The 18,095-nt window shown below is 62.5% G+C and carries 15 protein-coding genes; 5 read left to right on the top strand and 10 right to left on the bottom strand.

The genetic code is table 11. The annotated features are described in order from the left end of the window. The first annotated feature begins 29 nt into the window (after positions 1 to 29). Positions 30 to 1,319 (top strand): serine/threonine transporter, encoded by a 1,290-nt coding sequence (locus tag PSFL_RS26235; protein ID WP_057437841.1) that lies wholly within the window; start codon positions 30 to 32, stop codon positions 1,317 to 1,319. 269 nt (positions 1,320 to 1,588) lie between these two features. Continuing rightward, on the top strand, positions 1,589 to 1,906 hold the full coding sequence (locus tag PSFL_RS26230) for a DUF3509 domain-containing protein (RefSeq protein WP_057444533.1): 318 nt from the start codon (positions 1,589 to 1,591) through the stop codon (positions 1,904 to 1,906). Position 1,907: 1 nt separating this feature from the next. Here PSFL_RS26230 and PSFL_RS26225 read toward each other — a convergent pair whose 3' ends face one another. Further along, the gene (locus tag PSFL_RS26225) at positions 1,908 to 2,357 is read right to left on the bottom strand and encodes a phosphate-starvation-inducible protein PsiE (RefSeq protein WP_032857668.1); all 450 of its coding nucleotides are present in this window, start codon (positions 2,355 to 2,357) and stop codon (positions 1,908 to 1,910) included. A 333-nt stretch (positions 2,358 to 2,690) separates the two neighbouring features. On the opposite strand from PSFL_RS26225, the gene PSFL_RS26220 reads away from it, so the two are divergent. Continuing rightward, positions 2,691 to 2,951, top strand: coding sequence for a YebG family protein (locus PSFL_RS26220; protein ID WP_003188807.1), 261 nt, complete (start codon positions 2,691 to 2,693; stop codon positions 2,949 to 2,951). 32 nt (positions 2,952 to 2,983) lie between these two features. On the opposite strand, the gene PSFL_RS26215 is transcribed toward PSFL_RS26220, so the two are convergent. Next, positions 2,984 to 4,024 carry a Glu/Leu/Phe/Val dehydrogenase dimerization domain-containing protein gene (locus PSFL_RS26215; RefSeq protein WP_057958339.1) on the bottom strand — a complete coding sequence of 347 codons (1,041 nt, stop codon included), beginning with the start codon at positions 4,022 to 4,024 and terminating at the stop codon, positions 2,984 to 2,986. A gap of 185 nt (positions 4,025 to 4,209) precedes the next feature. Here PSFL_RS26215 and PSFL_RS26210 point away from each other — a divergent pair, with 185 nt between their 5' ends. After that, positions 4,210 to 5,013 (top strand): SirB1 family protein, encoded by an 804-nt coding sequence (locus PSFL_RS26210; protein ID WP_057437838.1) that lies wholly within the window; start codon positions 4,210 to 4,212, stop codon positions 5,011 to 5,013. Between the two features lie 77 nt (positions 5,014 to 5,090). Here PSFL_RS26210 and PSFL_RS26205 read toward each other — a convergent pair whose 3' ends face one another. The 4 genes from PSFL_RS26205 to hmgA form a co-directional block, all read right to left on the bottom strand. After that, entirely contained in the window at positions 5,091 to 6,446 is a 1,356-nt protein-coding gene (locus PSFL_RS26205) for an aromatic acid/H+ symport family MFS transporter (RefSeq protein ID WP_057437836.1), read from the bottom strand. Positions 6,447 to 6,513: 67 nt separating this feature from the next. Continuing rightward, positions 6,514 to 7,158, bottom strand: a complete 645-nt coding sequence (gene maiA / locus PSFL_RS26200) for a maleylacetoacetate isomerase (protein WP_115127449.1) — start codon at positions 7,156 to 7,158, stop codon at positions 6,514 to 6,516. Between the two features lie 12 nt (positions 7,159 to 7,170). Beyond that, a complete protein-coding gene (gene fahA / locus PSFL_RS26195; protein ID WP_397470645.1) occupies positions 7,171 to 8,469 on the bottom strand; it encodes a fumarylacetoacetase in 1,299 nt (432 codons plus the stop codon). Positions 8,470 to 8,472: 3 nt separating this feature from the next. Next, positions 8,473 to 9,756 (bottom strand): homogentisate 1,2-dioxygenase, encoded by a 1,284-nt coding sequence (gene hmgA / locus PSFL_RS26190; RefSeq protein ID WP_170060209.1) that lies wholly within the window; start codon positions 9,754 to 9,756, stop codon positions 8,473 to 8,475. A 119-nt stretch (positions 9,757 to 9,875) separates the two neighbouring features. On the opposite strand from hmgA, the gene PSFL_RS26185 reads away from it, so the two are divergent. Then, a complete protein-coding gene (locus PSFL_RS26185; protein WP_057958335.1) occupies positions 9,876 to 10,664 on the top strand; it encodes an IclR family transcriptional regulator in 789 nt (262 codons plus the stop codon). A 149-nt stretch (positions 10,665 to 10,813) separates the two neighbouring features. Here the strand turns inward: PSFL_RS26185 and PSFL_RS26180 are convergent, their stop codons facing one another. From PSFL_RS26180 to PSFL_RS26165, 4 genes are all read right to left on the bottom strand, one after another. Further along, positions 10,814 to 13,354 carry a LuxR C-terminal-related transcriptional regulator gene (locus PSFL_RS26180; RefSeq protein ID WP_397470644.1) on the bottom strand — a complete coding sequence of 847 codons (2,541 nt, stop codon included), beginning with the start codon at positions 13,352 to 13,354 and terminating at the stop codon, positions 10,814 to 10,816. A gap of 153 nt (positions 13,355 to 13,507) precedes the next feature. Then, a complete protein-coding gene (locus PSFL_RS26175) occupies positions 13,508 to 14,875 on the bottom strand; it encodes a DUF1329 domain-containing protein (protein WP_115127445.1) in 1,368 nt (455 codons plus the stop codon). Positions 14,876 to 14,905: 30 nt separating this feature from the next. Then, a complete protein-coding gene (locus tag PSFL_RS26170) occupies positions 14,906 to 16,696 on the bottom strand; it encodes a DUF1302 domain-containing protein (RefSeq protein WP_115127444.1) in 1,791 nt (596 codons plus the stop codon). A 483-nt stretch (positions 16,697 to 17,179) separates the two neighbouring features. Further along, positions 17,180 to 18,091: an SDR family oxidoreductase gene (locus PSFL_RS26165; RefSeq protein ID WP_120731680.1), complete on the bottom strand. Its 912-nt coding sequence runs from the start codon at positions 18,089 to 18,091 to the stop codon at positions 17,180 to 17,182. Positions 18,092 to 18,095 lie beyond the last annotated feature (4 nt).

The raw sequence follows: 18,095 nt of genomic DNA, 5'->3' as shown, positions 1-18,095 counted from the left end.
CGCGCAAAAATAATAATGAGGCAATAACGATGACCGATGTACGTACACCTGCTGCCGAAAATCCCGCTGCTGTCACGCAAACCGTAACGACCGGCTGGAGCAAGCACGACACCACCTGGATGCTGGGCCTCTACGGTACCGCCATCGGTGCTGGCACTCTGTTTCTGCCGATCAACGCCGGGGTCGGCGGCTTCTGGCCGCTGATCGTACTGGCGCTGCTGGCCTTCCCCATGACCTTCTTCGCCCACCGTGGGCTGACGCGCTTTGTGCTGTCGGGCAAATCCGGCGACATCACTGACGTGGTGGAAGAACATTTCGGCGTCGGTGCCGGCAAGCTGATCACCCTGCTGTACTTCTTCGCCATCTTCCCGATCCTGCTGGTGTACAGCGTCGCGCTGACCAACACCCTCGGCAGTTTCATGGAACACCAACTGCACATGACTGCGCCGCCACGGGCGATCCTGTCTCTGGTGCTGATCCTCGGCCTGATGGCCATTGTGCGATGCGGCCAGGGCGTGATCGTCAAGGCCATGAGCGTGCTGGTCTACCCGTTCGTCGCCGCCTTGCTGCTGTTGGCCGTAAGCCTGATCCCCAACTGGAACGGCGCGTTCTTCGCCTCCGCCAGTGAGGGCATGCCCCTGCCGGTGTTCTTCAAGACCCTGTGGCTGGCGATTCCGGTGATGGTGTTTTCGTTTAACCATTCGCCGATCATCTCGGCCTTTGCGGTGGACCAGAAACGCGTGTACGGCGCCCAAGCCGAACGCAAGAGCAGCGGCATCCTGGCCACGGCCCACGGCATGATGGTGCTGACGGTGATGTTCTTCTGCTTCAGTTGCGTATTGGCGCTGTCACCGGCTGATCTTGCCGCCGCCAAGGCGCAGAACATTTCGATCCTGTCCTACCTGGCCAACCACTTCCAGACCCCGGTCATCGCCTACGCGGCGCCGTTGATCGCGCTGGTGGCCATCACCAAATCCTTCCTCGGCCACTACATCGGCGCCAGCGAAGGCTTCCAGGGCCTGATCGTCAAAACCCTGCGCGGGCGCAACCGCACCTTGTCGGCGCGCTGGCTGGAACGCTGCACCGCGGTGTTCATGATCCTCAGCTGCTGGGCCGTGGCCACGTTCAACCCAAGCATCCTGGGCATGATCGAAACCCTCGGCGGGCCGATCATCGCGTGCTTGCTGTTCCTGATGCCGATGTACGCAATCCGCCGCGTGCCATCGCTGCGCCAGTATTCGGGCCAGGTGTCGAATGTGTTTGTGGTGTTGGTGGGGCTGATTGCGCTGTCGGCGGTCATTTTCTCGCTGGTGCCCTGAAACAGCTCACTGCACAGATCAACCTGCGGGAGCGGGCTTGCCCGCGATAGCGCTGCATCAGTCACTGAATGGTTGGCTGATCCACCGCAATCGCGGGCAAGCCCGCTCCCACAGGGGCAGTTCGTCGTCAGAAAGATAGCTGTACGGCACGCCCCTTGCTGTACACCCACTGAAGGAAAACGGAGCTTGCGACCGGTGGTCAGGCAACACGAACCAATCGCCATACCGGTCGTCAATCAGTGCATGTTCTTATCAGGCGGTAACGCACCATGGACAATCCTTTTCAACTGATCACCGACACGTTCGCCCCCCAATACCGGGTCAACCTGAGCATCCAGCGCCTGGACGGCAGCATCATGCTGACCCTCTCCGACGACAGCGGCGTGGTCGCCAAACGCATGATCAGCGCCGAACAGCGCAACGACCCGCAACGACTCAAACGCCTGGTGCAAAGCGTGCAATTTGGCATTGCCATTGAACAAGGGCACAGCGCCATGGAGATTTTGGCAGTGATGACCGACGGCGACAGTCATAAACTGCTGCAGCGCCCGCCGAGCAACCGGCCGCCCATCGCGGCCGGGCTCTGACTCAGGATTCGGACTTTTCCTTGACCGATGGGTAGCGCGACGAAGCAAAACGCACCACCAGGATGGCGAACGCCAACAACAGAATCCCGCCACACAAGTAAATGATGCCCAGGTCCGGGGCATTGTGGTGGGACACGTCGCCGATCAGCAGGCGGGTCAACGCCGTGATCGCCACGTAGAGCAGGAAGCGGATCGGCATGTGGTTGGTCTTGAAGTAGATCCCCACCATGGCGCCCAGCTCCAGGTAGATAAACAGCAACAGGATGTCATCAACGCTGATGCCGCCTTTTTGCAACATGTCGATAAAGGTCATTATTGCCGCATAGGCGGTGATTGCACCGATACCAAAAAGCGCCAGATAGTGAAACGCCTCCACTGCCAGGTTGCCCAGGGAATCTGCATTCGCGTGCAGGCTTTTGCGCACTTTGTCGGCCCACTTCATTTCTGTCATTGCTCACCACCACTGTTTAAAAAATAGCCAACTATTTGCCATTGCCTAAGCCATGCTTCGGCTCGGGGAGGATAATGCCCGTTTGGCATGACGATTTCTCTGCATGCAGAAAGAAGGCCAGAGATTGCAGAATGAGATGATGGTGGAATGACATGAGACACTTATCTTGCCGTTGGGGTTTACGACTGCGGCACTCCGACACCTGACAAACCCCATTTCCCAACTACATTAAAAAGCTGCTACCCAAACCCCATGGATTGGCTTATCCTTTTAGCTGTATATAAATACAGTAGTCGCAATAGACAACTATCGTGAAGGCATGTGAGGTGGTGAATGGCCGTCGAAGTGGTATACCGCAGCAGCCGAGATCTGGAGCGTTTGTTCATGGATAAAGCCGAAGCTGACCGTCATGACAAGATGCTTGAACTCGCTGAGTTGCTCGCAGAAGTGTTGCAAAAAGCCGTGCCGTCCCTGAGCGAGCAGCAGGTGGAGGAAGCCGGGATCTACATGGCGAAGAATCGCGATGTGTTTGCCAAGGCGTTCAAGAGCCAGCCGGATGCGTTGTCCGAGTTGCTGAACCCGGCGGCGGAATAAAGCCCGAATTGAACAGGCCCTGAATCATTGATTCAGGGCCTTTTTAATAAGGGCTCGGCGTACAGCAGCCGTTCGGCCAGCTCATCGGCCACTCGGGCAGGTGAGCGTTTTTCGGCCTGGGCGTGGCCGAAGATTTCGGTCAGGCGGGTGCCGATGTTGGACAGGTGCGCGGTGATGGTCGCCAGGTCCGCGCCGTTGTGCTTGAGGGCGACATAGATCAGGCCGCCGGAGTTGATCACGTAGTCCGGTGCGTAGAGGATCCCACGCGCCTCCAATTGGTCGGCCACTTGCAGGTGGGTCAGTTGCGCGCTGGCGGAGCCGGCCACGGCGGCGCAGCGCAGTTGGGCGACGCTCTGGCGGTTGAGGACGGCGCCCAGGCCGCACGGCGCGAGAATGTCGCAGGGGGTGCTGAGCAAGGCTTCGTTGGCAATCGGGTGGGCGCCCAGTTGCTCCATGGCCAGTTGCACTTTGCCTGGGTCGATATCGCTCACCAGCAATTCGGCGCCAGCGGCGTGCAGTTGTTCGGCCAGGGCGTAGCCGACGTTGCCCAGGCCCTGGATTGCCACACGCAGGCCTTCCAGGTTGTCGCTGCCCAGGCGGGCCATGGCGGCGGTGCGGATGCCGGCGAATACGCCCATGGCCGCATGGGGTGACGGGTCGCCGGCGGCGGTGGTGCTGGTGACAAAGCGCGTGTGCTGGGCGATGCAGTCCATGTCGGCCACAGAGGTGCCGCTGTCGATGGCGGTGATATAGCGGCCATCGAGCTGCTCGATACACCGGCCGAAAGCTTCGAACAGCGCGGCGCGGCTTTCCACATGGGCCGGGCGGATGATCACCGCGTTGCCACCGCCCACCGGCAGACCGGCCAGCGCGGCCTTGTAACTCATGCCTTGGGCCAGGCGCGCGGCATCGGCCACGGCGCTTTCATCGTCGGGGTAGGCCAGGTAGCGACAGCCACCCAGGGCCGGCCCCAAGCGACTGCTGTGGATGGCAATGACCGCCTTCAACCCGGTCACCGGGTCAACGCTCAGGTGCAGGGATTCAAGGCGGGTGCTGTGCATGAGAGCAAACATCGTCAAGCTCCCGAATCACTTCTTGTAGTCGCCAAGTATAGGCTGCCGGAAAAAGGTTGCCGGAGCGTGCAGGAATAAGCAGCCCGTAATTACAGGCTTTGCGACATATCCAGGTAGGCCGGTTCTCAAGAAGCTGGACGAAAGTTCTTGGCAAGGCTAAAACGGGACATCCGACGGAGAATGCAATGAATCCCCGCCAAGCCTTTTTCGAATGCCTGCACCGCTCGCCTCCGGCGCTGTTTGAAGCCGCGTTATGGATCGCTGCCGAGCACGACCCTGCCGTGGACCCGCAGGCGATCCTGGCTGACTTCACGGTGCTGCAACAGCAAGTCAGCCTCGGCATGCCGCTGCTGCCGGCCGATGAGCTGGGCCAGCCGTTGCTGCGGATAATGAATGACCTGGGGTTCGCCCAGGATGACTTCACCCCCTTGCGCCCCGCCGCCGCCCTGCTGGACAAGGTGTTGCAGCGCCGACGCGGACAACCCCTGGCCCTGGGCCTGATCGCCCTGGAGTTGGCGCGGCGCCTGGAGATCCCTATGGTGGGGGTCAATTTTCCGGGGCACTTCCTGCTGCGGGTAAGCGGTGCCGATCATTTGCTCGACCCCTGCGGCGGGCGGCGGCTGTACCCCAACGACTGCCGCGAACTGCTGCAACGCCAGTACGGCCCCAATCTCAAGCTGCAAGCCGAACACCTGCGCAGCGCCGAGCCGCGACTGATCCTGCAGCGGCTGTCGCGCAACCTGCGGCAACTGCACCTGACCAATGACCATCACCTCGCGGCGCTGATCGACGCCGAGCGCGTGCTGGAGCTGGGCGACGCCAGCGCCGCCGACTATCTGGCGCGGGCCAGTCTGTACAAGCACCTGGATTGCCCGAATGCCGAGCGCTTCGATCTTGAGCATGCGCTGTTGCTCAGTGAAGACCCGGTGCAGCGGCTGCGCCTGACGGAGCGGCTGGGGCATTTGCCGCCTGGGGCGGTGGTGCATTGACGGAGACCTTGAACCGCGTCGCCCCCATCGCAGCCTCGCTGGGGCTCGACAGCTCCCACAAATAAGGGGGTTGCCCCTCAGGATTCAAGCGGGTGCTGAAGGATCTCAACCGGCGCCTTGGCCTCGGGCGAGCGCACCTGAATGATCAACAATGCGGCGATCACCGCCGGAATCGCGCAGAAGAAGAAAATCTGCTGCACCGGCACGTGCATCGCCAGCAGCATGCTGCCAAACAACGGCCCCAGGATCGAACCAAACCGCCCGACACCCAGTGCCCAGCCGGTGCCCGTGGCACGTACATGGGCCGGGTAGAAGTTGCTGGCAAATGCATTGAGGGTCAACTGGCCGCCGATGATGCAAAAGCCCGCCGCAAACACAAACGCCACCAGGTAACGCGGGTTGTCATGGTTGAGCCCCAGCAGAATCGTGCACACCGCCGCTGCCGCCAATACACCGGAAAGCAGGCGTACTTTGCTTTTCAGGCGGTCGGCAAACCAGGCCATGCCAATCGCGCCCAGGGTGCCGGCGAACAGGAACATCGAGGTCACCAGGTTGGCTTTGTTCAAGGCCATGCCACTTTCCAGCAGCAGTGACGGCAACCAACTGATCATGAAATACAGCAGGATCAGGCTGACAAAAAAGGTCGACCAGATCAGCAGCGTCGGCCGTGCATAGCCATTACGAAACAACTCCACGACAGTCAGTTTGCTGCCTTGCTCCTGGCGATTCTGTTCTTCGCTGGCCGCCGGTGCCTGCCAACCGGGCAGCATGCGCGCCGTGACTTTCTGCAGGCGCGTATAGGGCGGTGCATCGCGCAACAAACGCGGCAAGGATTCAGGCAGCAGCCATACCAGAAAGGGAAACAGCAGCAACGGCGTCACGCCACCGGCGAGGAACACCGCCTGCCAGCCAAAGCTGTCGATAAACCCCGCCGCGACAAAACCGCCTGCTGCCCCGCCGAACGAGAACCCGCAGGCCGCCAGCGTCACCATCAACGTGCGCATACGCGGTGGCGAATATTCCGACATCAAGGCCATGGCGCTGGGCATCGCGCCGCCCATGCCAATGCCGCAGATAAAGCGCGCGGCCATCAGGGTATTCAGGGAATTGGCGAATACCATCAGCACCGTGAGGCTGGCGTAGATCAGTACGCAGGCGAGCAGGATGCGGCGCACGCCGAAACGGTCGGCCAGGGGCGTCACAGCCAGGGAGCCTAAGGTCAGCCCCAGCAGGTTGGCACTGAACACCGGGCCGAAGGCGGCCTTTTCCAGGCCCCAGTCCTGGGCCAGGGCCGGGACCACGTAACCCAACACCTGGGCGTCGTAGCCATCGGTGACCAGCAACAACGCCAACAACAGGAGAATCAACCACTGGTAGCGCGACACCGGACGGGCGTCGAGTGCCGCGCGAAAGCTGGCAATCTGATTGTGCATCGCAAGGACCTTTTTATTTTTATGGGGCATCACTCGTGGGAGCTGGCAAGTCAGCTGCCACATGGATCTAGGGGGTGTCAGGGGTGTCAGGTTGGTTGGAGGGGTGGGCCTGGATGAAGGCGGGGTGTTTGGCCGCCAATGCCGCGACACGCAGGATTCGCGGGTAACCCTCCAGCGCCACCTTGAAGCGCTCTGCCGCATACAACTGCGGGATCAGAAACGCATCCGCCAGCCCTGGCTGGTCACCGAAGCAATAGCCCTGGTCACCGATCAATTGCTCCACCGCGCCCAGGCCCTGGCTGATCCAGTGCCCGATCCACTCCAGCAATTGCGCCTCGTCATGCCCCCACTGACGCAGCAGGTTCTGAGTGCTGGAGTTGTGCAGCGGGTGGATGTCACAACCGATGATCGACGCCACTGCACGCTGATGGGCGCGGGCCGCCAGGTCCTTGGCGAGCAGCGGTACCTGTGGATAACGTTCGTCCAGGTATTCGATGATCGCCAGCGACTGGATCAACAGTTCGCCCTCGTCGGTACGCAACGCCGGGACACGGCCCTGGGGGTTGATCGCCAGGTACTCGGGCTGGCGGTTGGCGCCGCCCTTGGGCACCAGCAGGTTGACCGGCAGCGCGGTAAAGTCCAGGCCCTTGAGCGCCAGGGCGATGCGCACCCGATAAGACGCCGTGGAACGATAGTAGGTATAGAGCTCCATCCCCTCGCCCCCTTAGCGCGCGGCGACCACAGTGCCACGGCATTCGCCGAAACCAATGGAGGCAAACCCCTCACGCTGGCAGCGGGCGCGCAGGATGATTTCATCGCCGTCTTCAAGGAACTTGCGCACTTCGCCGGAGGCCAGTTCGATCGGCTTTTTGCCGCCTTCGGTGATTTCCAGCAGGCTGCCGAACTGACCGGCCTCGGGCCCCGACAGGGTGCCCGAACCAAACAGGTCGCCGGCCTGCAGCTGGCAGCCGTTGACGCTGTGGTGCGCGACCATTTGCGCCACGGTCCAGTACATGTGCTGGGTGTTGCTCAGGGTCAGGCGATGGGGCGCCAGGTTCTGCTCGCGCATCGCGGCGGTGGTCAGCAGCACTTCCAGTTCGATATCAAAGCCGCCAGCGGCCTGATCACGGGGGTCCAGCAGGTACGGCAGCGGTTGTGGATCGCCGGCCGGGCGTGCGGGCTGGGCCTTGCGGAACGGTTCCAGGGCTTCGGCCGTGACCACCCAGGGCGAGATGCTGGTGATAAAGCTTTTCGACAGGAACGGCCCCAGTGGCTGGTATTCCCAGGCCTGGATATCGCGGGCCGACCAGTCGTTGAGCAGGCAGAAGCCAGCGATATGCTCGGCGGCATCGCCAATGGCAATCGAGTCGCCCATGGCATTGCCCTGGCCGATCCAGATGCCCAGTTCCAGCTCGTAGTCCAGGCGTGCGCACGGGCCGAAGGTCGGTTCGGTCTGGCCGGCTGGCAGGGTCTGGCCCTTGGGCCGGCGCACCTCGGTGCCGGAGGTACGGATGGTAGAGGCGCGGCCGTGATAACCAATCGGCACGTACTTGTAGTTGGGCAGCAAGGGGTTGTCCGGGCGGAACAGTTTGCCGACGTTCTGCGCGTGTTCGATGCCGACGTAGAAGTCGGTGTAATCGTTGATTTTCGCCGGCAGGTGCATCTGGCAATCGGCGGCCAGTGGCAACACCTGGGCGCCCAGGGCTTGCAGCTGGGCTTGCTGGCTGCTGCCCTCGGCGAGCAGTTCCAGCAGGCGTTCGCGCAGTGCCACCCGTGGGCCGCGGCCCAGTTCGAAGAAGGCGTTCAGTTGGCCGTCCGCCATAGCGTCGATGGCGCGGCGCGCTTCACCGTCAAACAGGTCATGGGCCGCTTGCAGATCAAAAATGTGCTCGCCGATCGCCACGCCACTGCGCGGTGCCGAACCGTTGTGGCTGAAGATGCCCAGGGGCAGGTTCTGCAGGGGGAAATCCGTGTGACCGTTGGCCGAGGCCACCCAACTGCGGGTGAGAGTGGACTGCGTCATGGCTTATCTCCGATTCGGGTTGAAGGTTGCCGGCAGCGTGGCCCAGCAAGCGTCGTAAGTGTTTTGCAATTGCGGGCAATCCAGGGCGAAGCGGGTCGGGCGCAGCACCTGGCTGGTCTCGAACATAAAGGCCATGGTGTTATCGATTTTGTGCGGCGCCAGGTCGACGGCGATGGCCTTGGTGCAGGTCTCGCCATCCGGGCCGTGGGCGCTCATACAACTGTGCAACGACGCGCCGCCGGGCAGGAAGCCTTCGGCCTTGGCGTCATAGGCACCCTGGATCAGGCCCATGTATTCGTTCATCAGGTTGCGGTGGAACCAGGGTGGACGGAAGGTGTTCTCGGCCACCATCCAGCGCGGCGGGAAGATCACGAAATCGAGGTTGGCCAGGCCGTGAACGCTGGTGGGCGAGGTCAACACGGTAAAGATCGACGGGTCCGGGTGATCGAAGCTCACCGTGCCGATGGTGTTGAAGCGGCGCAGGTCATATTTGTACGGCACGTTATTGCCATGCCAGGCCACCACGTTCAGCGGCGAGTGGTCGAGGGTGCAGCCCCACAGCTCGCCGAGGAACTTCTGCACCAGAGGCGTGGGTTGCGAAAGATGTTCGTAGTGGGCGACCGGGGTCAGGAAGTCCCGGGGGTTGGCCAGGCCATTGCTGCCAATCGGCCCCAGGTCCGGCAGGCGCAGCGGCGCGCCGTGGTTTTCGGCGACGTAGCCGCGAGCCTGGGCATCCAGCAGCTCGATGCGAAATTTCAGGCCCCGTGGCAACACGACGATTTCCAGCGGCTCGACCTCCAGCACCCCCAGTTCGGTGGCGATGCGCAGGCGGCCTTGCTCAGGGACGATCAACAGTTCGCCGTCGGCATTAAAGAACACCCGCTCCATGGAGCAGTTGGCACGGTAGTGATAGATGCTGATGCCGGAGGGCTTCTCGGCGCCGGCGTTGGCCACCATGCCGACCAGGCCGTCGATAAAGTCGGTGGGTTCTGCAGGTATATCCAGCGGGTTCCAGCGCAGGCGGTTGGGCGTGACCTCGCCCAGCGGGCCGCCGGCCAGTTGCCGGTCCAGCTTGATGAATGCCGGGTGATTGGCCGACGGCTGGATGCGATACATCCAGGTGCGCCGGGCTTCGCTGCGCACCATGGTGAACGCGGTGCCGGAGAACAGTTCGGTGTACAGCCCGTAGGGCGCTTTTTGCGGGGAGTTCTGGCCGACCGGCAGTGCACCTGGCAAGGCTTCGCTGGCGAATTCATTGCCAAAGCCCGATTGATAATCGAGGGTCATGGATCGTCCTCAGTAAGGAAGTTGTTTTTATCGTAATCCAGTTACGCATAACGTAATTTGCTCCGTATCGACCGTCAAGCTATAAAGACCGCCATTCGTCTTTCGGACACACGCTCTCCATGGAAAAGCCGCCCGCCCCCCGCGACACCGGTAAACAGAAAGTCCGCTCGGCCGAGGTCGGCACCGACATCCTCAAGGCCCTGGCCGAACTGTCGCCGGCCACATCCCTGTCGCGTCTGGCCGAGCACGTGCAGATGCCGGCCAGTAAGGTCCACCGCTACTTGCAGGCCCTGATTGCCTCGGGGTTTGCCGAACAGAACGCGGCCACCAACCATTACGGCCTGGGCCGCGAGGCCTTGCGCGTGGGGCTGGCGGCGCTGGGCAGCATGGACGTACTGAAAGTCGCCACCCTGCCCCTGGCGCAGCTGCGCGACGAGTTGAATGAAACCTGCTTTCTCGCGGTATGGGGCAACCACGGCGCGACCGTGGTGCATATCGAACCGGCGGTGCGTGCGGTCACGGTGGTGACGCAATTGGGCTCGGTGCTGCCGCTGCTCAGTTCCTCGACGGGCCTGGTGTTCAGCGCGTTTTTGCCTGAGCGCGAAACCGTTGACCTGCGCGCGCAGGAGATCCAGGCCGGCATCGCCCATGCGCTGGCGGACGACCAGGCGTATGTGCAGGCCTGTGAGCAGATTCGCCAGCGTGGCCTGCACTTTGTGCATGGTTTGCTGATGCCGGGGGTCGATGCGCTGTCGGCGCCGGTATTCAATGCGCTGGGGCAGGTGGTGGCGGTGATGACGGTGGTGGGGCCGACCTCGTTGTTCCATGCCGATGAAGATGGACCGGCGGCCCGGCAATTGCTGGCAGCGAGCCAGGCGGTGAGTTGGCGGATGGGTTATCAACCCTGACTCGCTGGAACTGAATGCATGTGGGCTAATGTGGGAGCTGGCTTGTCTGCGATGGCGGTGGGTCAGTTGATACATTCTGCGACTGATACACCGCCATCGCAGGCAAGCCAGCTCCCACAGTTGATCTCCATTGCCTGTAGTACCGTCGCTCAGGCCATCAGGCCCAGGCTCTTGGCCTTGGCCACCGCCTGGGTGCGCCGCTCCACCCCCAATTTGCTGTGAATCCGCCGTGCATGGGTCTTCACCGTGTGCAGCGAGATAAACAACAGGTCGGCAATTTCCAGATTGGAGTTGCCCAGTGCGATCAGTTGCAACACTTCCAGCTCCCGTTGGCTCAACGGGTTTTCCCCCGGCGCCGCCACTGCCTCCTGAGGTTCAAGCCCCAATTCACTGAGCAACCCCGGCTGGCGCAGGCGCAGTTCACGCACCGCCTGCTGCACCTGACAGCGCGCCGCCAGGGCCAGACCGGTTTGCAGCGCACGCACCGCCAGCGCTTTCTCCCCCAGTTGCCAGGCCACCTCGCCCAGCACCAACTGCAACTCCACTTCCAGGCACTGCATGCCAGACTCGCGGGCGGTGTCGAGCAAGGCGGTGAGCCGCTGGATGGGGTGCTCGGCACGGCGTAGTTTGACCTGGGCCAGCACCAGCAGATACTCCAGCCGGGGGATCAACTCCAGGGTCGCCGGCGGCGCCTGCTTGGCGTGGGGGCCGTGATAATGGCGCAGCACCCGGCTGACCGCTTCCAGGGTCAGTTCGGCCCGCCCCTGCTGTAGCCAGAAATGCCCGCTGAGCAACAGCAACACCGCCCGGTACACCGTATCGGGCACCTGCCGGCGCTGCATCAGGCGCTCGGCGTCGCGCAGTTGGATAAACGCCTGGGCGTAGTCGCCGCGGTTGGCCGCCAGCATTGCCAACCCGAGGAAGCCATACAGCACGCGCTTGTCCTGGCTATGCAGGCACATGCCCAGGCCGGCTTCGAGGCATTCGGTGGCCAGGGCGTCATGCCCCTGGCGCAGTGCCAGATGCCCTCGGCGCAAGGCAATCCGGCCCATCAGCGGCCCGGTCTTGAGACGCTGCTGGATCAACATGGCCTGCACGCCTTCCAGCAGGCTCTGGGCCCGGTACGGTGCGCCCCGCTGCTCCAGCAGTTGCGCATGATCCAGCTCCAGTAGCGCCTCCAGCAACAGCGAACCATGGGCCCGCGCCAGGCACAGCGCCTCGCGGTTGAGGGCCTGGGCCACGTCCAGTTCGCCGCGCAACAGCGCTTGCTGGGTCAGCCCGGACAGGCACATCAGGCGCGACGTCCAGGCGCTGTCCGGCAGATCATTCAACGCATCGAGAAAGTGCGCGCGGGCCCGCACCGCTTCGCCCCCCAGATGCAACAACCACCCCCACTGCGCCTGCCAGCGCGCCAGCAGATGCCGTTGCAAGGCGGCCGTGGGTTGCGGGGTGAAACGTGCCAGTTGATCAACACATTGCGCGGCCTGCTCGAAACGCCCGGCAAACAGCAAGGCGGCGGTGACCAGCCCCACCCGTTGCGCCGAGCCGAGCATCAACTCGTCACCGTGCTGCTCATGCAGGCGCAACAACAACACGGCGTTTTGCTGACGGAACAGGTCTTCGAAACTGAAGTGCTCCAACAGGCTGACCGCCGCTTCGTACTCCTCGGCCAACAGCGCTTGCTCGAACGCCGCCTGCCAATCCTGGGCCGCGCTGAACCATTGGCAGGCGCGCCGGTGCCAGGAGCGCCGGGCCGGCCAGGGTTCGTCGCGCAGCAACTGGGCCAGGGGCGTGAAGACCTGCAGCCAGTCCGGCGAGTCTTCCCAGGGCTCGATAAACGCCCCCAGGGCCTGAAGTTCACGCAGGCAGTCGGCGCCATCGCCAAAGCCAAACAGGTGTTCGCATAGCCCCTGGTTAAAACGTGGCAAGTGCGCCAGTACGCGCCAGGCCTCCTCCAGCTCTTCAGGCAGGGTGCTGAACAGCTCGTGCTGCAGATAGTCGAGCAGGGTCTGGGAACGCCCATGCCAGGCGCCGCTGTCGGGATGGCTGTCGCCTTCCAGCAGGGCAATACGCACGCCAGCGCACCAACCGGCGCTGAATTGCAGGACCTTGTCGGCAGTCTGCCCGGCGGCGGCGTGATGCTCGAGCAGTTGCTGGACCTCGCGCTGATCGAACGCCAACTCGGTGCCGCCGCACTCCCACAATTCATCATCGAGCAACAGCCGCGGCCAATTGCAGGCCGGTCGGCGCCGCGCCCCCAGCCACCAGACCAAGGCCGGGCTGCTGGCCGTCAGCACCCGATCGAGCAAGGCATCCAGGGCTGGTGCCGACACCCGGCAATAGTCATCGAGAAACAGCCAGGCCGGCGCTTGCCAGCGGCTCAGGTCCAGCAGCAAGCTGGCTTCATCGACAAACGCCAGGCCCAGGCTTTGGGCCAGGCGCTGGCAGAAATCCAGCGGGGCCAAAGCTGCGCCATTGAGCGGCAACCAATACACCTGGCAGCTCGCCGGGGCCTGCAGGGCACATTCGGCCAACAAGGCGCTCTTGCCGCTGCCGGCCGGCGCGCACAGCAACCGGACCCGCGCCTCGGTACCCCGCAACGGCTCGGCCAGGCGTGGGCGCAGCAAATGGTGGGAAGACAGACGTGGCATGAATCCAGGACGATCCAGGCGACGAGTCATGGCGGTCATTACAGCGTCCCTTTTTTATTGTTATGCGGCGTGCGGACTACCGTAGTCCTGTCAATGGGCATTGTTGAAGAAGTATTCAGCGGGCTGATTGCCGAGCATAAAAAAGCCGGGCTTCATGTGAGCCCGGCACAGGATTGGGTTTACAACCTCAGGTCAGCGTACGCCCGAGGCGCGCAAGGCCGCCGGGGTGTAGTCCGCTGCCTTGGCGTTGAAGCCGAACACAAAGCTGCTCTTCTCCTCGTTCTTCATGCCCAGGGCGATGTAGCGCCCGGCGATGATGTCGTACAGGGTCTCGACCGTGTAGGCCGGGGTCTGGTGGTTGTAGTAGAACTGCGCATGGCCTTCGGCAACGCGCCACAGTTGGCCACGGCCGTCATAGTGATCCACCAGCGCCACTTGCCAGCTGTCTTCGTCGATGTACATGTGGCGCTTGGCGTAGATGTGCCGTTCGTTGGGCTTGACCGTGCCGACCACTTCCCAGACCCGGTGCAGTTCATAGCGGGTCAGGTCCTGGTTGATGTGGCCGGCCTTGATGATGTCGTCGTACTTGAGGGATGGCGAGTCGAGCTTGTAGGCGTTGTAGGGAATGTACATTTCCTTCTTGCCCACCAGCTTCCAGTCGTAGCGGTCTGGCGCGCCGGAGAACATGTCGAAGTTATCCGAGGTGCGCAGGCCGTCGGACGCGGTGCCCGGCCCGTCGTAGGCCACTTGCGGTGCACGGCGCACGCGGCGTTGGCCGGCGTTGTAGATCCACGCCAGGCGCGGTTCCTTCACCTGGTCGAGGGTTTCGTGCACCAGCAGCACGTTACCCGCCAGGCGGGCGGGCGCGGTGACCGACTGCTTGAAGAAGGTCAGCACGTTGGCGCCCTTGGCCGGGTCCATGTCCGGGATCAGTTGCGGCACCGCCACTTCTTCTTCGAAGCGGATCGGCGTGTAGCTGCCGTTGGTCTGCGGTGTGGCCTGGGTGATGATGCGCCGCAGGTTGCCGCCGTGGTAACGGGTGATGTGGTTCCACAACACCTCGACGCCATTCTTCGGAATCGGGAAGGCGTAGTAGCGGTTGCCGGTGAAGTTTTCCAGGCCGTTGCCGTCGTTGATCGACTTGACGTTGAGCGCGCTGCGCTTGATCGACTCGTAGATATCGTCGGGCAGGTTGACCGTGCGGTGAGTGGTGTAGACCGGAATTTTGTAGGTCTCGGGATAACGCTTGAACATCGCCACCTGGCCGTCCGAGAGTTTGTCCTTGTACTTGTCGACCGTGGCCGCAGTGATCACGAACAGCGGTTTTTCATTGGCAAACGGGTCGGCCAAAAAGCCCTTGCTGTCCACCGCACCGGCGTTTTTCGGGATACCGCCGGTCCAGGCCGGGATCGAGCCATCGGCGTTACCGGCCTTCTCCGCGCCCACCGGGGTCAAGGTGGTCCCCAGCTTGGCGGCTTCTTGCGGTGACACCGCGGCCATCACGTTGGCGGCCAACAGGCTGAGGGCCAGCACACCGCACTGCAAAATCGTCTTACGCATGGTTGTTGTCCTTGTTCTTTTTTAGCCGAATCAGAAGTTCACGCCGAAGCTGAGGGCGAGGAAGTCACGGTCGGTCAGGGTGTTGTAGTCACCGCCAAAAAAGTCGGTGTAGCTCAGGCTCGCGGTGTAGGTGTTGCGGTAGTCCGCATCGACCCCGACGCTGAGCGCCTTGGCCCCTTCGTTGAACAGGCCGTTGGGGCCGTAGCCCTTGACGTCATGGGACCAGGACAGGTTGGGCTTGAGGTTGATCCCGGCGATCACGTTGTTGTAGTCGAGGATCGCCCGGGCGCGATAACCCCAGGAGGTCGCGGTGACGAAGCCGTCAGTGTCACCGCCAAAGCCGTATTGGCCATAGACCGAATCGCGGCCGTAGCGCAGCTTGGTTTTGTTCTCCAGCCCGCCGACCCGCACGATGGCCGCCTCGCCCACCACGGTCAGGCGCTCGGCGCCCAGCACCTGGTCGAAAAACTGGGTCATGGTGGTCTGGAACTGGGTAATTTCCTTGCGCCGGTAGCCGATGTTGTCGGCGCCAAATGAGCTCCTGATAGGTGACACGGTGTTACCGGCAATCGGGTTGACCAGGGCCAGGGTCAGGTCAGTGGTGTTGAGTTGCACGGGGGCGTTGGGGCGGTAGCTGATTTCCCCGGTCCAGGCCGTGCCGGTGGGCAGGGTCGTGGAAAAGCTGGCGCCGTACAGGCGGATATCTTCGGGGTAATCCAGGTAGTACTGGCCGCGCCCGAGCATCACGCTCTGCGCCAGGCCGGCGCCACTGCCGGGGGCAATGCCGTTGGCGGTATTGATGATATTGCCGATGGTCGCCAGGTTGGTGTTGGCCGTGAGGGTGCCCACCGTCGGCGTGCGGCTGTGGTAATTCATGAAGTACAGGCCGTACTCGGTGTCATCGCCCAACCAGCGCAAGGCCATGCCGAACTGCCCGGAATCCCGGGCGTCACGGTCGGCGGCGCGGCGTACGATCACCCCTTCATTGGTTACGCCAAAGCCCTGGCCGAACGCGGCAGCGACCGGTTGCAGCGGGCGGATCGCCGGGCTGCCAACGGTGTAGTTGTCGGTGCAGCCATCGGCCGCCACGTCGCCACCAAAGTAGGTGCCGCAGTTATCCAGCACGGTCTGGTCCCATTCCAACTGGTAGAAACCTTCCACGGTCAGTTGGTTGGTCAGGCCCTGGGAGGCGAACAGCATGTTGACTGGAATCAGGCCCTCCTTGATCTCGGCGCCCGGCCGGCGGAAGGCCGAGACGTCAATGGGGTTGATGCTGTTGATGGAGTTGCCGATGAAGGTACTTTCGCCCCAACTGACCACCTGTTTACCGGCGCGCACGGTGCCCGGCAGGTCGCCCAGGGAATAGTTGTGATAGACGAAGGCATCGAGGATCTGCGCACCGCTGGACTTGGAGCCTTCCTTGCGGTTGTGGTCGCTGATCGGCTTGAACGCGCGGTCTTCGTCCTTGAGTTCGAAGTCGTACCAGTATTTGCCCCGCACAAACACACCGGTATCGCCGTACTTGAGTTCCAGGTCGTGCAGGCCCTTGAAGATTTTCGAGAAGGTTTCGCCCTTCTTGAAGTTCAAGCGCCCGTCATCCCCGGTGGAGGCCTGGCCACTGCCGCCGTTGACCGTCCCCACCAGCTTGCGGTCGGCATCGCGCATGCCCCAACTGGCCCCGACCGACAGCGATGAATCGAATTGACCCTCGATCTCGCCGATATTGAATGAAACAGCCTGCGCCTGAACGCAGCAGCCCAAAGCAACCGCAGCGGCCAGCGCCTGTGGCCTGAAGATGGCGCGCATTGTTGTTTTTGTCATGCGTCTTCCCCGGTGGTGTGACAGAAGGCCCCACCCTACTGCCCGCCAGCAGGAGCGATAAGCGCACCAAGGAGGTATTCGTTGTGTCGCTCGAAAGGATTAGCGCAGGCTCTAGCGTGGGTATCAGCGGGGCTATGGACGCAGTGGATGGAGCGCCATCAAGAGAATGGATACCCCCGCCCGGCAGGGGCGCCACTGTTGTTGTTTTGGTAACAGTCCTTGTCCTGAATCAGTGTTTTTCATTCTGTTACAACGGACTATTCTTGCCGGGCTTTCAAGGCAAACAGCCTGCTTCACGAAAGCCAGTTTTGGATGGATTGAAGCTTATTTTCAGTCTGTTAACGGTGTTCACTGACGTTGATTTGTAGCTCCTTGATCCAACGTCTTACTTCGGCCGCTGCTTTTGCAGCGGCCTTTTTTATGCCTGAAACAAAGCGGGGCGCTCTCAGCGCCCCGCAGGATTAAATGTTTTTCAGGTAACGATCACAGGCTGTACTTCTGCAGGTTGTCCATCATCTCTTTCAAGGCTTCGATATTGTCCTTGGGATGGGCCGCCCCTTCAAAGTCGCAGATCTGCTGCCAGTGCGCCGCCACATCCTCTGGCGAGAAGCCAGCCTCAGGATCAAAGCCTACGCCCAGGCTGCGTTCCCAGCGGGTCTTGCCGATCCAGCCGCCGCCCACTTCAAACAGCCCCGAGGTTTCCTGGCAGGTCTCGCTGCCCAGGTACACCACCAGCGGGCTGACCAGCTCGGGCTTGAGTCGCTCGAACACCTGCGGCGGAATCAACCCTTCAGTCATGCGCGTGCCGCCAGTGGGCGCGATGGCGTTGACCAGGATGTTGTGCTTGCGCCCTTCCAACGCCAGGGTGCGGGTCAGGCCATACAGGCCGAGCTTGGCCATGCCGTAGTTGGACTGGCCGAAGTTGCCGTAGATGCCTGAAGTGGACGCGGTGAAAATCACCCGGCCGTAGCCTTGCTCGCGCATATGCGGCCAGGCGGCGCGGGTCACTTTGTAGGCGCCTTCGACGTGCACGCGGTACACCAGGTCCCAGTCGCTGTCCTCCATCTTGTGGAAGGTCTTGTCCCGCAGGATCCCGGCGTTGTTCACCACCACGTCGATGCGGCCAAACACGTCGAGGGCGTGTTGCACGATCTTTTCGCCGTCGGTCACCGAATCGTGATTGGCCTCGGCAATGCCGCCGGCCTCACGAATCTCGGCCACTACGCGGTCGGCCGCCGAGGCGTTGGCGCCTTCGCCCTGAGTCGAGCCACCAAGGTCGTTGACCAGTACCTTGGCCCCGTGCCTGGCGAACAGCAGCGCATGGGCACGGCCCAAACCACCCCCGGCCCCGGTGACGATCACGACTTTATCTTGGAACTGCACAGACTCACTCATAGGG

The organism is Pseudomonas sp. DD1, assembly GCF_044510355.1.
Lineage (GTDB): Bacteria > Pseudomonadota > Gammaproteobacteria > Pseudomonadales > Pseudomonadaceae > Aquipseudomonas > Aquipseudomonas shahriarae.
This window is presented reverse-complemented; position numbering and strand designations above follow the sequence as displayed.